General features: G+C 51.2%; 15 protein-coding genes. 4 read left to right on the forward strand and 11 right to left on the reverse strand.

The annotated features are described in order from the left end of the window. Positions 1–74 precede the first annotated feature (74 nt). From argJ to thiD, 5 genes are all read right to left on the reverse strand, one after another. A complete protein-coding gene (argJ, locus tag AC3QL0_RS01870; protein ID WP_493009817.1) occupies positions 75–1,301 on the reverse strand; it encodes a bifunctional glutamate N-acetyltransferase/amino-acid acetyltransferase ArgJ in 1,227 nt (408 codons plus the stop codon). Positions 1,302–1,426: 125 nt separating this feature from the next. Continuing rightward, positions 1,427–1,960: a MarR family winged helix-turn-helix transcriptional regulator gene (locus AC3QL0_RS01875; protein ID WP_493009818.1), complete on the reverse strand. Its 534-nt coding sequence runs from the start codon at positions 1,958–1,960 to the stop codon at positions 1,427–1,429. Positions 1,961–2,168: 208 nt separating this feature from the next. Beyond that, the gene (hemL, locus tag AC3QL0_RS01880) at positions 2,169–3,446 is read right to left on the reverse strand and encodes a glutamate-1-semialdehyde 2,1-aminomutase (RefSeq protein WP_135866031.1); all 1,278 of its coding nucleotides are present in this window, start codon (positions 3,444–3,446) and stop codon (positions 2,169–2,171) included. 27 nt (positions 3,447–3,473) lie between these two features. Then, on the reverse strand, positions 3,474–4,136 hold the full coding sequence (thiE, locus tag AC3QL0_RS01885) for a thiamine phosphate synthase (RefSeq protein ID WP_493009820.1): 663 nt from the start codon (positions 4,134–4,136) through the stop codon (positions 3,474–3,476). Beyond that, positions 4,133–4,939: a bifunctional hydroxymethylpyrimidine kinase/phosphomethylpyrimidine kinase gene (gene thiD / locus AC3QL0_RS01890; RefSeq protein WP_493009821.1), complete on the reverse strand. Its 807-nt coding sequence runs from the start codon at positions 4,937–4,939 to the stop codon at positions 4,133–4,135. Before thiD ends, thiE begins: the two co-directional genes overlap by 4 nt. A gap of 129 nt (positions 4,940–5,068) precedes the next feature. Here thiD and AC3QL0_RS01895 point away from each other — a divergent pair, with 129 nt between their 5' ends. The 4 genes from AC3QL0_RS01895 to AC3QL0_RS01910 are packed head-to-tail and all read left to right on the forward strand — an operon-like array spanning position 5,069 to position 7,037. Continuing rightward, positions 5,069–5,233, forward strand: coding sequence for a rubredoxin (locus AC3QL0_RS01895; RefSeq protein ID WP_073102607.1), 165 nt, complete (start codon positions 5,069–5,071; stop codon positions 5,231–5,233). A gap of 43 nt (positions 5,234–5,276) precedes the next feature. Then, the gene (locus AC3QL0_RS01900; RefSeq protein WP_493009822.1) at positions 5,277–5,867 is read left to right on the forward strand and encodes a YqgE/AlgH family protein; all 591 of its coding nucleotides are present in this window, start codon (positions 5,277–5,279) and stop codon (positions 5,865–5,867) included. Next, positions 5,860–6,294 (forward strand): Holliday junction resolvase RuvX, encoded by a 435-nt coding sequence (gene ruvX / locus AC3QL0_RS01905; RefSeq protein ID WP_430221578.1) that lies wholly within the window; start codon positions 5,860–5,862, stop codon positions 6,292–6,294. Before AC3QL0_RS01900 ends, ruvX begins: the two co-directional genes overlap by 8 nt. Then, the gene (locus AC3QL0_RS01910) at positions 6,291–7,037 is read left to right on the forward strand and encodes a lysophospholipid acyltransferase family protein (RefSeq protein ID WP_493009823.1); all 747 of its coding nucleotides are present in this window, start codon (positions 6,291–6,293) and stop codon (positions 7,035–7,037) included. Before ruvX ends, AC3QL0_RS01910 begins: the two co-directional genes overlap by 4 nt. Position 7,038: 1 nt before the next feature. On the opposite strand, the gene AC3QL0_RS01915 is transcribed toward AC3QL0_RS01910, so the two are convergent. The 6 genes from AC3QL0_RS01915 to AC3QL0_RS01940 form a co-directional block, all read right to left on the reverse strand. Beyond that, positions 7,039–7,884, reverse strand: coding sequence for a symmetrical bis(5'-nucleosyl)-tetraphosphatase (locus tag AC3QL0_RS01915; protein WP_493009824.1), 846 nt, complete (start codon positions 7,882–7,884; stop codon positions 7,039–7,041). A 1-nt stretch (position 7,885) separates the two neighbouring features. Next, positions 7,886–9,052 (reverse strand): LPS export ABC transporter permease LptG, encoded by a 1,167-nt coding sequence (gene lptG / locus AC3QL0_RS01920; protein WP_493009825.1) that lies wholly within the window; start codon positions 9,050–9,052, stop codon positions 7,886–7,888. Between the two features lie 65 nt (positions 9,053–9,117). Beyond that, on the reverse strand, positions 9,118–9,837 hold the full coding sequence (gene mtgA, locus AC3QL0_RS01925; protein ID WP_493011026.1) for a monofunctional biosynthetic peptidoglycan transglycosylase: 720 nt from the start codon (positions 9,835–9,837) through the stop codon (positions 9,118–9,120). Positions 9,838–9,871: 34 nt separating this feature from the next. After that, positions 9,872–10,708, reverse strand: a complete 837-nt coding sequence (aroE, locus tag AC3QL0_RS01930) for a shikimate dehydrogenase (RefSeq protein ID WP_493009826.1) — start codon at positions 10,706–10,708, stop codon at positions 9,872–9,874. Continuing rightward, positions 10,705–11,580, reverse strand: a complete 876-nt coding sequence (locus tag AC3QL0_RS01935; protein WP_493009827.1) for a TonB family protein — start codon at positions 11,578–11,580, stop codon at positions 10,705–10,707. Before AC3QL0_RS01935 ends, aroE begins: the two co-directional genes overlap by 4 nt. Positions 11,581–11,584: 4 nt before the next feature. Continuing rightward, positions 11,585–13,483, reverse strand: a complete 1,899-nt coding sequence (locus tag AC3QL0_RS01940; RefSeq protein ID WP_493009828.1) for a ribonuclease catalytic domain-containing protein — start codon at positions 13,481–13,483, stop codon at positions 11,585–11,587. Positions 13,484–13,499: the final 16 nt, after the last annotated feature.

Consider the following 13,499-nt stretch of genomic DNA (forward strand, 5'->3'; position numbering starts at 1 on the left):
TTGTAGGGGAAAAACTTAAAATCTGCAATAAAACAAGCACCTGTAGGGCAGCCTTGGAGGCTGCCCTAGGTGGATCAAGAGCGGTAGTCCGCGTTGATCGTCACGTAATCGTGTGAGAAGTCGCAGGTGTAAACCGTTTCGTTGTGCGTACCACGATTTAAATCGATGCGCATCACGATTTCAGCTTCTTGCATCACGCGCTGACCATCTTCCTCTAGGTAGCTGGCTGCGCGACCACCTTCTTCAGCCACCAAGACATCGCCCAGCCACAGGCGCAGTTTGCTGACGTCTAGGTCTTTGATACCAGCGTAACCAATGGCGCACAGAATACGGCCCAGATTTGGGTCGGATGCGTAGAAAGCGGTTTTAACCAGTGGTGACTGTGCAACAGCGTAAGCCACTTTCAGGGCTTCTGCTTCGTTGGCAGCGTTTTCAACCTGAATGGTCATGAACTTCGTAGCGCCTTCAGCATCACGCACGATTTTTTGTGCCAGTTCGGCTGCTGCGGCAGTCAATGCTTGGTATAGAACAGCGTAGTGTGGGCTCGCAACGGAATCCACCATCACACCATTTTGGCCAGTAGCCATGATGATGAAGGAGTCGTTGGTAGAGGTGTCACCATCAATAGTGATGCGGTTGAAAGAGCGGTTCGCAATAGAACGTGTCATCTCTTTCAGCAATTCAGGAGCAATACCAGCATCGGTAGCCAAGAAGCCCAGCATGGTTGCCATGTTGGGTTTGATCATGCCAGCGCCTTTGCTGATACCGGTGATGGTAGTCAGCGTGTCGCCCAGTTTGATCTGGCTAGAATGAATTTTAGGCTGTGTGTCGGTAGTCATGATGCTGTGTGCCGCATCAAACCAGCGGTTAGCACCAAAGCTGCTTACAGCCGCAGGCAAGGCGGCAACCAGTTTGTCCACAGGCAGCGGCTCTAAAATCACGCCAGTAGAGAAAGGCAGTATTTGCGATGGACGCAGATCCAGCAGTTCAGCCAACTCTGTACATGTACGGCGAGCATTCTGCAAACCGCTTTCGCCAGTCGCTGCATTGGCATTACCTGTGTTGATGACCAATGCACGTGTGTCGGCATCGGAGTGCAGGTGTGCTTCACTAACCTGCACAGGTGCCGCGCGAAAACGGTTGGTGGTAAAGACGCCAGCAACCGTACTGTTGGGAGCAAGCTTAAATACTGTTAGGTCTGGACGACCTGATTTATGAATACCAGCAGCAGTAATACCGATTTCAACGCCAGCAACAGCGTGAATCTCGGATTCAGCGGGAATTTGCAGATTGACAGCCATAACACACCTGTAGGTGAGAGAGATCAAAAATAGGCTTTAATCATACCCGTTTTGCTGAGTGCAGTGCAGCTACTGATGGAGCTTCGTCGGTATGACGAAAGGTAGGTCAGCGTAAACGGCTACAGTTAATTCTTCGCCATCTCAGGGATGTGGCTGAACAGACGTGCCATCGTTTTCAGTTCGCCCAACTGCTCATAGAGTTTCTGATGGCTGTTCTTGGACAACGAAGCGAACAGTGTACGAATCCATGACTCATGTGCTTGGGAGATTTTCTGATACAGCTTACGGCCTTTAGGCGTTAAGCGAATCAACGAACTACGGCGATCAGTATTCAGTTTGGTACGTTCTACCAGACCATCTTTTTCAAGTTGATCAGCAATACCGGTAATGTTGCCGTTCGTGACCATCATGCGTCTAGAGAGATCACTCATTTTCATGCCGCCTGCCTCATGCTGTAGTTGGGCCATGAGATCAAAGCGTGGCAATGTGGTTTGAAACTCGCTACGCAGGCGACTACGGATTTCGTTTTCTATAAAAGTGGTACAGCTGAGCAGTCGTAGCCATAGGCGTATGTCCTGATGATCGCTAGAAACCACACGGCTTTCTAGGTCAGGAACATCAGCTAAGGTCGCAGTAAAGGGGACATCATGCATATTCATGGCGGTATTCCATAGAGAAGCGCTATATGAATTCAAACCCAGTTAAGGGTTCAGATAATGCATTCAATTCTATTAGTGAGGGGTATCTTTGCCTTGCGAATAATCAAGCTTTTAACATTCGTCTGCTCACAAAAAAGCCACTGCCGCATGACACGACAGTGGCTTGAAGCCCGCTAAATACGCCTTTTACAGCGAAACAACTTAAGAATTAAAGCTGTTTAAATACTTGCTCGGCGGCGTTCAGAGTTTGTGCAACGATGGCGTCATCGTGAGTCAAGGAGACGAAGCTTGCCTCGTACGCAGATGGAGCCAAGTACACACCAGCATCCAGCATGCCATGGAAGAAGCGATTGAATTTTTGTGTATCGCTTTTTGATACTTCGGCAAACGATGTAGGCACAGTGTCAGTGAAGTACAGACCCAGCATGCCGCCTACGTAATCGCTAGAAAATGCATGGCCAGCGGCGCGAGCGCGTTCAGCCAAGCCTTCGGCCAGCACACGGGTTTGTTTTTCCAATTGATCGTAAACGCCAGGAGCTTGTAGCAGTTTCAATGTGGCTAAGCCAGCCGCTACAGCAACAGGGTTACCAGACAGCGTACCTGCTTGGTACACAGAGCCCAATGGGGCGATGCAATCCATGATTTCGGCTTTACCACCGAAAGCGCCTACTGGCATACCGCCACCAATCACTTTAGCCAGTGTGGTCATGTCAGGACGAATGCCGCTAATGCCTTGCACGCCTTTAGCGCCTGCACGGAAGCCAGTCATCACTTCATCAAAAATCAGCACAGCGCCGTGTTCGGTACATTGCTCGCGCAGAGTTTCCAAGAAGCCTGGAATAGGTTTGATCAGGTTCATGTTGCCAGCAACAGGCTCAACGATAATGCAAGCAATATCGTCAGCGTGTTGAGCAAAGGCAGCTTTAACACCTTCGATGTCGTTGAAGTTCAGTACCAGCGTGTGCTGGATGAATTCTGCGGGTACACCAGCGGAAGTGGGGTTGCCGAAAGTCAGCAAACCAGAACCTGCTTTCACCAGTAGGCTGTCAGCGTGGCCGTGGTAGCAGCCTTCAAATTTGATGATTTTATTGCGGCCAGTGTAGCCACGGGCCAAACGAATGGCGCTCATGGTGGCTTCAGTGCCGGAGCTGACCAAACGTACTTTTTCAATGGATGGCAGCAGTTGGCAAATTAGATCAGCCAGTTCTACTTCACCTGCAGTAGGTGCACCAAAAGACAAGCCATGTGCCGCGCTTTCTTGCACAGCCTTGATCACTTCAGGGTGTGCGTGACCCAGAATAGCCGGGCCCCACGAGCCTACGTAATCAATGTACTGGGTGCCTTCTGCATCCCATACCCACGGGCCTTGTGCGCGTTGGATAAATCGTGGGGTACCACCTACTGAACCAAAGGCTCGCACGGGGGAGTTAACACCACCAGGAATATGGTGGCAGGCACGTTCGAACAAATCTGCATTGCTAGTCATGTGAAGTATCCGGTAAAGGTGAGCGTGTTAAGCGAATTTGGCAAAAAGATCCGTAAAAGCTTGTGCTCGCTGGTAAACGTTTGGAGCCTCAAACAGGCTACTAATAACGGCTATTGTATCGGCTCCGGCCTGAATTACGCTGGCAGCATTGTCCAGTGTGATGCCGCCAATGGCGACTACGGCGGGTCTGCCTAATGCATTCGCATGTGCGCGGCAATGGGCCAAGCCTTGTTGTATATGTTCGGGTAGCGCACGAGGGGCGTTAGGTTTGATGCTAGAGGGGAACATGGCACCAAAAGCCACGTAATCCACATCAGCTTGTATGGCTTGCAACGCAAGCTCTGGCTGATTGTAGCAAGAGGCACCCACGAATTTCGGGCTGGGCAGCGCGGCTCTGGCCGTGCTCAGTGAGCCGTCATCTTTACCCAAATGAGCGCCGTCAGCGTGGCATTGCAACGCTAATTCCCAATCATCATTGATCAGCAAGGGTAGGTGCAGTTCGCGGCAGCGTTTCAGCAAAGCGTCTAACTGCGTGGCGGCCAGTTCAGCGGTAGCCAGTTTGCGGCGCCATTGCAGCACAGCCATGCCACCACGGTGCGCGTCAGAGACTGCATCTAGTAATTTGGCGGTGTCATCCCATTCAGGGGTGACACCATACAAGCCACGAGGAAAACGTAATGTCTGGGTCATAGAGTTTGATTCAATATGAGTTTGCCCATGCCAGCTTGAAAATGCCGTTCTGCGCTGCTTTCGGTAAAGCGTATAGCGTCAGTGATGGCGCGACTCATGGGTTTGGCTTGTGCTAGCCCTGCGGCAATCGCAACGCTAAGCGTGGAATCGGTGTCATGCAGGCGATGTGGAGTGGCTTGCAGTGGCCAGTGTTGGCGTGTGCCGTCTTGGCCTAGCAGTTGGTAGCGAGCTGGTTCTGTTCCGTGGGCGGTAGTGGCGCTTAGCAATTGGTTAGCACCTAAATCCAGCACCGCTTGGAATACATCGTCTTGCTCAGGTAGGTGGCCTGAGTTTTGCAACTGTTCCAGCAGCGTGCTGTCAGCCACGACTAGGTCGGTTTGTGGCAGTACCAGTTGAAAAATCGCGTCCATGACATCATCTGTATCAATGTCATGGTCGGCCAGCATGTGATCTTGCAATGACTGCAACTGCAACACCAGTGGAATGGCTGTGTAGTCTGCAGCGACTTGAGCCAGTACACTAGCGGCCTCTGCGCTGTATAGCGGGCCAGCCTTGATGGCGCTGATGGGCATATCTTCCAGCAAACAGCGCATCTGGTCATACAGGTGCTCGGGCGGCACAAGTTGCAATTGCTCGCAGGAAATGGTGTCTTGTACGTGCAAACTGGTGACTACACTTAGCGCGTGGCAACCCAAGCGAGCACAGCTGATGCTGTCCGCCATAAGGTGGGCTGCACCAGTAGGATCCAGAGGGCCAAACAACAACACCAAAGGTGGTGAGGAAGGCGGTAAATCAGTAGCCATGATGTGAAAAATCAATGAAACTTGAGCAAAGTACGCCAGATTGGCGCAGGGTTTAGTATTATGAAGCCCATTTTAATGGATTGCCTGCGTGCAGGGGGTCCAGAGTTTTTTGAAGAGAGAATTTGAGTTATGCGTACCTGGATGTGTTTGATTTGTGGCTGGATCTATGATGAAGAAGCAGGCCTGCCTGAAGAAGGTATTGCGCCTGGTACCCTATGGGAGGATGTGCCGCCAAACTGGGTTTGTCCAGAGTGTGGTGCACGTAAAGAAGATTTTGAGCTGATTGAAGTCTAATTTCAGTCGTGACGCTACGACATTTAGTATTGGGGGGTTCAACATGAGTGCAGCGGAGCAGACGGTGGACACACCTGAGCGTATTGATCTCTCCAAACAATTGCTGGTGGCGATGCCTGGGATGGTGACCGGTAGTTTGGCCGGCACGGTGATCTATGTGTGTGAACACAATGAAAACGGTGCGCTGGGCGTAGTCATCAATAGACCTACCGATATGACCATCGGAGATCTGCTGCAACGTATAGAGTTAGAACTGACGTTAGACTTAGAAGAGCAGCAGCGTGCCGTCTTTTTTGGTGGCCCGGTGCAAACAGACCGAGGGTTTGTCTTGCATGCTCCAGCAGGTAGTTATAGCTCCAGTATTGCATTGGGCGACATGGCTCTAACCACATCGCGTGATGTATTGCAGGACGTAGCGGGCGGTAAAGGGCCTGAGCAAGTTCTGATTGCCTTAGGGTACGCAGGATGGAGCGCAGGACAGCTAGAGGACGAAATGTCCCAAAATGCATGGTTAAACGTGGATGCAGATGCCAAAATTTTGTTTGAGCTGCCTGCTGGTGAGCGTTACCATGCGGCGCTGGCACAGTTGGGTATAGACCCAGCCATGTTGAGTATGGCTGCTGGTCATGCCTGAGCTAACTGTACTGGCCTTTGATTACGGCCTAAAAAAAATTGGCGTGGCGCTAGGCAATACGTTGACCTGGCACGCACGCCCCTTAACTATTTTGCGGCCAGTCACTAAAATTCAACGTTTTGCAGCGATTGAGGCGCTACTCAAAGAGTGGCAGCCGGATCAGTTGGTGGTGGGTTTGCCGCTCACTACCTCTGGCGAGGAGCAATATGCATCCTTGCGTTGCAGACGTTTTGCCAACCAGTTACAAGGGCGGTACGGGCTACCAGTAGTTCTGGTGGATGAACGAGGGTCTAGCATGGAAGCTCAGCAAATACTGGGCAATCATGACGATGATGATGCGGTGGCCGCAGCTGTGATTTTGCAGCGTTGGTTGGATGCTGCCCAAGAAGGGCAGCCTATTTCTACACAAGCAGGAATTGAATCTTGAGTGTATTGCGATTTGCCTGGCGCGCTGCCGGGCTACTGTTGTGGCTGATAGGTGGATTACTATCCACACTGTTACTTTTCCCCATTATTGGTTTTTCACGCCGATTATGGATGATTCAGAATTGGTCTAAAGGTTTGTTGGCTATTTGTGGCGTCAAAGTCGTCGTGCAAGGCAAGCCGGTATTGAACGGTTCAGTCTTATGGGTATCCAATCATTGTTCTTGGTTGGATATTTTTGTATTAGATAAGGTGCGTGCTACCTGTTTCGTGGCTAAGAGCGAAATTCGTAAATGGCCAGTGATAGGGTGGTTGGTATCTGGTGCGGGTACGGTGTACATAGATCGTACACACCGACATGCCATTAAAGGTGTGAGCGAGCAGATGAATCAACGCTTCGTTCGCTCTGAAGCCGTGGGCTTGTTTCCTGAGGGCACAACGTCTGCGGGTGATGAGGTCAAGCCTTTTCATGCTAGCTTGTTTGAAGCCGCTATACGAGTGAAAGTGGATATTCAACCTGTGGCGCTGCGCTACTACCAGCATGGCGAGCGTAGTGCTCGTTTTGCTTTCACTGGCGATCAAAGCTTGATGGCAAACATTTGGATTTTGCTGTGCTCACGTGGCGCAATGGTGGAGTGCGAGTTCTTAGAGGTTTTGCCTGCTGAGCATTGCGCTGAGGTAGGTAGGGCAGTCGTAGCAGTCGAAACGTGGCAGCAAGTACATGCTGCCGTCGTAGAAAAAGCGTAAGTTAAAACGCGAGCGGGTTTAGCGCCTGAGTTTCTTGGTGCGCTACCTGCACAATCTTTCTATCAGGTAAGCGTATGGCGGTTAGTGATTCACCCCATACGCAGCCGGTATCCAAACACACGGCATCAGGCCGTTGCATCAAGCCCAAGGTAGACCAGTGACCAAAAATCACGGGTACTTCTAGTGCACGATTCGGTAAATCAAACCACGCGGTGTGGCCCTCTTGTAGATCAGGTGGGCCTTTGTGTTTGGTGTTTAACCGCCCGTCTGGATAGCAGGTACGCATACGGGTCAGAATGTTGATGATCAAGCGTAGTCGGTCTTGCCCTTGTAGCGAGTCGTTCCATACATCGGGGTGATTGCCAAATAAGCCCTCTAGCAAATTTTGCCAGTTAGGTGCTTGCAGGCAGAGCTCTACTTCACGCGCGTGGGCTAAGGTTTGTGCCAAGGTCCAGCTGGGAGCCACGCCAGCATGTACGATCAAGTGATCGTGAACCTGCAGGGCTAAGGGGCAATGGCGTAGCCAGTCTACGAGTTGCTCGGCATCCGGAGCAGCCAAAATTTCTTGAGCTGTATCCGACTTTCCTACTTTGCGTACGCCAGCCGCGACTCCCAACAAATGTATATCGTGATTGCCTAATAGGGTGATGGCTTTATCTCCCATGGATTGGGCAAACCGTACGCAGTCCAGAGATAGTGGGCCACGGTTAATCAGGTCGCCTGCAAAGCAGAATAGGGCATCGTGATCGGCTTGTATCACTGGGTGTGCCAACAGAGCTTCTAGGCTTTGATAGCAACCTTGTACATCGCCAATCACCCAGACTGGTTTGGAGGTCTCAAGAATCATATCAGTCAGCCGATGCCAGCATGGTGCGGCGACGTGCGAAACGGTTACGGTTTTCCATTAACAGCAAGGCTAGCAGCGCACTACCTAGCGCGATGATGTTAGGACCTAAGGCCGTAATCCACGGAGCCCATTTACCGAGCGTACCAATGTTCAACGCCATCTGGTTGGCCATGAAAAAGCCCACGCCAATCAAGATACCTGCAAACACTTTAGTCCCTACACCACCTCGACGTGTTTGCATGAAACTGATGGGGGCGGCAATGGTAATCATCACCAACAACGTGAAGGGATAGGCGATCTTGCGCCACAACGCCACCATTTGTCGGTCAGTCTGTAGTTCATTGGCTTGTAAATAACTGATGTAGTCCATCAGATCGCTGGCAGACATCATTTCAGGCGTCAGAATACGGGCAATTAACCGGTCAGCGGTTAACGACGTGCGAATCTCTAGTGTGGACTCGTTAGCCAGTGTGCTTAAAGGTTTTTCAGGGGCTTGCTCGCCGTGCAATGCCTGTGAAGACGCTGGGTCTATAGTGATGATAGTAGCTTTGTCCAAGCGCAGGCCGTCACTGTGGAACTGGCCTGTAGGGGCTTGGGTTAAGGTGTCTAAGGTTTGTTCGGGTAGCATTTCCAGCACAGTGATGTTGTCCACTTTGCCGCTGGCTTGAATACGCTGAATATTAATGATGCGTGAGCCGCCGCCCTTGATGTTTTCCTTAAACCAATAGCCGCTGCTTAAGCGACCACCACCGGATCGCCCCAGTAACTGTAGTTGGGCTTCACTGGCTTTAATCTGTACAGCGGGGGTGATGTATTCGGACAGCAGGAACGCACCCACCATCAATGGTATGGTGATCACCCACAGCATGCCTAGCATGCCTAAGCCGCTTACGCCCGACACGCGCAAAATTACCAGTTCGTTACGCTGCGCTAAGCTGGCTAACGCCAATACAGCGCCGATCAGCAACCCTATGGGCAGCAGCTCGTACAGGCGGGTAGGAAGTTGCAGGCTTTCCAGATAAAACAGGTTCAACAACGTGAAGTTTTTATTCACTTTGTCTAACTCGTCTATCAGAGCAAAAAAGGTAAATAGTCCCAGTAGGGCGAGAAGCACTACAGCACAGGATCGGTAGATTTCAGAGGCCAAATAGCGGCGAGCAGTGCGCATTGCAGGGACTTACTAAAGGTCAAAATGCTAAAGGATAAAGCTTAACAAAATTGCTGCGTGGCTGCTTAAGGAATCTGCACCAAACGCATACGTTGCTGGATGGTGTTGGTGCGACTATTTAAATAGCGGGTATTACGATGGGTGTCGTAATAAACAGGGTTAGGCAACATGGCAGCCAAGTTGGCAGCTTGTTTGGGGGTAAGTTGATTAGCACCTACTCGGAAGTAGTGTCTGGCAGCGGCTTCAGCACCAAAAGTGGCTGTCCCCCATTGAGCAATATTAAGGTAGATTTCCAAAATACGCTCTTTGCTCATGACAGTTTCAATCATGTAGCTCAGCACTAGCTCTTGGCCTTTACGCCAGTAGCTGCGGGAATTAGATAAAAACAGGTTTTTGGCGACTTGCTGCGTAATAGTAGAGCCGCCTCTGCGTAACGCCGAACCCTTTTCCGCTTGTGAACGGTTATAGGCTAAGGCGCGACGTATGGCTTCCCACTCAATGCCTTCGTGATTGAAGAAGTTGGAGTCTTCCGATGCAATCACCGCACGCTTTAAGTTATTGCTGATGTCTGCATAATCAACCCATTGATGGGTAATAGTTGCAGTAGGGTCATGGTCGCGCAGTTCTTCTATGGTTTGACGCATGACGGCGCTAGCCGTAGGGTTTTGCACGCTATACCAACACACCATGAGGAATAAATACACCTGATAGAGCAACAACAACGCGATAGGTAGCAGCACAATAAGGCTGACCATCTTGAGCTTGTTCAGTCTGCTCTTAGGCAGTGGGGCGGTGTCGTCTAGCATGACTAAATAGGGCTTAGAGCGCTTGGCGCAATTGATCCAGTACGTTTTCGGTACGCGGTAGCATACCATGCCAGATTTCAAAGCTAACGGCTGCTTGGCCTACTAACATGCCTAAACCGTCTGCTTGCTGTGAGGCGCCTTGTTGTGCCGCTTCTTGCATGAACAGTGTGGGTTCAGCGCCGTACATCATGTCGTACGCTAAGGAATGTGCGCTAAAGCTCAAGGCGGGCAGCGCAATACGTTGTGCGCCTAGGCTGGCCGAGGTGGCATTAATTACGATATCCCACTCGCCTGTAGCACTGTCTAAACCGCCAGCGAGTATGTAGTTTTTATAGTCGGGGCAGTGTTGTAGAAATTCGTCTACTAAACCGTGGGCTCGGCTAGCAGTGCGGTTGACCACCTGCAAAGTATGGCAACCAGCCTCTAGTAACGGCAGTAAGCAACCGCGGGCAGCGCCGCCCGCGCCAATCATGAGTACACGTTTGCCTTTGGGGTCAAAACCCAAGCGGATAATATCGTTCAGCAAGCCCAAACCATCGGTGTTGCAGCCGTGTAGGCCATCATCTTCCATCCACAACGTGTTGACGGCGCCAGCGATACGAGCGCGTAAAGAGAGCCTGGATTGGCACTGCGCAAATGCTTCTTCTTTGAAGGGAACCGTAACGTTCAAACCCTTGCCACCCTCGGCAAAGAATTGCTCGATGGTGGCGTTAAAACCATCCAACGGTGCTAGCAGGCGCTCATACACCAAAGAAATGCCACATTGTTCGGCAAATGCGTGATGGATAAAAGGTGAACGGCTGTGGGCAATAGGGTTGCCTATAACCGCATAGCGAGCAGTGTTGGTCATGGTTGTGTGGTCAGTTGATGCTGAGAAAAATGCCAAGTACGTGTGATAGCCAGTCCGTCTGTTTCATCGCTGAGTTCAGGAGGAAAAGGGGGGAATGGTGCAGCCAAGCGCACGATGCGTTGTGCCGCTAACGTAAAGAGGGGGTTAGGGTCAGGTTTGTTGATGGTAATGCGCTCTACGCTACCGTCTTTGCGTATGAATACCGTGAGTTGTACTGAACCGGATAAACGGCCACGTGCTTCGTCAGGGTAGTGCTCTGCGCCCAGCGTTTCAATTTTATGGCGCCAGTCTTCAAGGTATTCGGCTTGCGCTGATTGGCGAGCAGAAGGAGCGTCGTATTGATAGCGCGGTTTGCGGTTGTAGAGTTCTACTTCATCACGCAAGCGTTGCAGTTGTTGGGCTAGGGCTTGTAGCTGAGGATCTTGATCGTCGGTGTCAAAGCGTATGCCATCACCGGTGTAGTCCTGCGCATAACGTGCTTGGGCAACTTCCCATTCCGCTTCTAGCGTGCTGAGCAGTTGCAATTGTTCTTGCTCTAGCTGCTGTTGGCGACGTTTGAAGGCCTGTAAGACTAACTGGTCTGGGGTGGGCATGGTTTGAGATTCTGCGGGAGCAGAAGCGCTCACATCCAACTCGCTTGAACCACCGCCATCCGCTTGCCACTGTGCGAGTAGTTTGGCTTGTAACGGGGCAGACTCAGTACTGAAGTTAACGAGTGTGACGTCCAGTTCTGAAGGTATTGGGGGGGTAGAGGCAGGAGTGCGCTGCCACCACCAAAGCAAACCTACATGTATGAGTACAGAAGCCAGAATCGCCCACCATAAAAAATCTTGGTAGGGTTGTGCCGCAGTAGAGGGGGGCAGGCGGTTCATGGGGTTAGGCGGCGGCTGGCGGATCCAGCACATCCAATAGACGGCAGGAAACGTCTAACTGTAGCTCATCAATCTGGCAAATTTCTAGGCGCAATTGCTGGCCACGCTCCAGAGTTCCTAGACCACCAACTCTGGTTGTGAATGGGCAGTTGTTGAAGCGTACTAAGTCTTCTTTGATGAAGGTGGCTTCTACCTGATGAATGTCTTGTTGCTGTAACCAGCGCAAAACCCAGTAGCGTTCAATGGTGTGCTGGAAGTCGCTCCATGCGGTGTATTGGGAGTCAAACGCTCCAATGATGGCGTACAGATCAGCATCTTTAGGTTTGAACGGAGCAACCAAGCGCGCGGATACGCCGTGTTGAGCGGCAGCCAGAATTTGCCATTGGTTGACCAAGTCTACGTAACGGCGCAGTGGCGATGTGGACCAAATATACTGGGGCACACCAATGCTTTCGTGTGGTGCAGCGTGGGTAGACATGCGAGTACGCATAGCTTGTTGGGAGCGATAAATACCTGGCAAGCCAAGTTGTACCAGTAACCCACCCCACAGGCTATTTGCCATGATCATGTATTCCGCCGTCAATAACCCTAATGGGGCATTGCGCACACGAGGAATTAAATTGATAGGGCTATCGGGATCATCGGGTGGGCCTTGCAGGTCGAAGGTGTATTCCACACGATTATTGTTTTCGGGCTTGCCGCGTACTTCGTCACGTTTGGCTGACAACTGGCGGGAAAATTGCCACAAGGGACGCAACCAGTCGCCATAGGGCAAGTCTACGTCTGGGTTTTCCAGCGCTTCCAGTGTGACGTGTGGGTCTAGGTCGCTTTGTACCAGGTTTTCTTGTACAACGATTTTTTCCAGCTTAGTTTCACTATGGAAAATTTCGCCTGTGCTCAGGCTACCTTCTACATACAGCGACAGCGTAGGGCGTTCTGCACCTGCTTGCAAAGAGAAGTGGTCAACGAACTCGTGTGGCAGCATGGGGATTTTTTGCCCAGGCATGTACACGGTAGACATACGCTTGCGCGCCATTTGGTCGAATTCGTTATCACGCAAAATTGCTAAACCGGGGGTGGCGATGTGCACGCCTATGCGTACACGGTCATCATCCAGTTTGGTGACCGATAATGCGTCATCAATTTCGATGGTGCCGGCATCATCCACGGAGTAGGCTTTGGCATCCGTAAGCGGCAAGCCTTCCAAAAAATCACCCAGCATGACAGGTGGCAGCTCTATGCCGCGCGGAAAATGCTGAGAGAAGAAACGATAACGGTGCAATGCCAAGGCGCTAGGCCATGCGTCCAGTTTCAGCAGCAGTTTTTCTGCGCTAAGGCCAGACTGCGTAACGGCAGCATCAAAAGCTTTCCACTCTTGGGTGTTTTTATCAGGGCTGATCAGTAAAGACCCAGCTACCGCGGCAATTTCCGGTGGCAACTCACCATTGAGCATGGCATCAGTCCATGCTTTTTGTTGAATCTCTTGTAGGCGTTTGCGTTCTATGGCTGCCAATGCAGCATTCAGAATGTCAGGTGGTGCGGGGCGGTAAAGGCCGCGACCTTTGCGGTGAAAATAAGCAGGGGCACTATGTAGTGCCAGGATCAGTGCGGTTTTTTCTATGGCGTTCGGCTCGTGACCGAAGTAGTCAGCGGCAAACTCGGTAGCTTGAAACTCATCTTGGGGAGCGCATTCCCACAAAAAATTGATATCCAAGGTTTGAGACAGTGTTTCTGCCTGCTCGAGCAGTGTGCTGGGTTCGGGCTGTTCAAATTCAAAAAAGACGGTGTTTTTTTTGATTTTGCTGCGTTTTCCGCTAGCAGACTCTACTTGCAGGGTGCTGTCTGCGTCGGAAAATATTTTTTCAGCTTTGAACTTACCGCTGTCTTCAAAAAGGACGTACATAAATCGGGGTGTAACT

The sequence above is a fragment of the Paenalcaligenes sp. GW821-LYS-B07-1 genome (assembly GCF_058803365.1).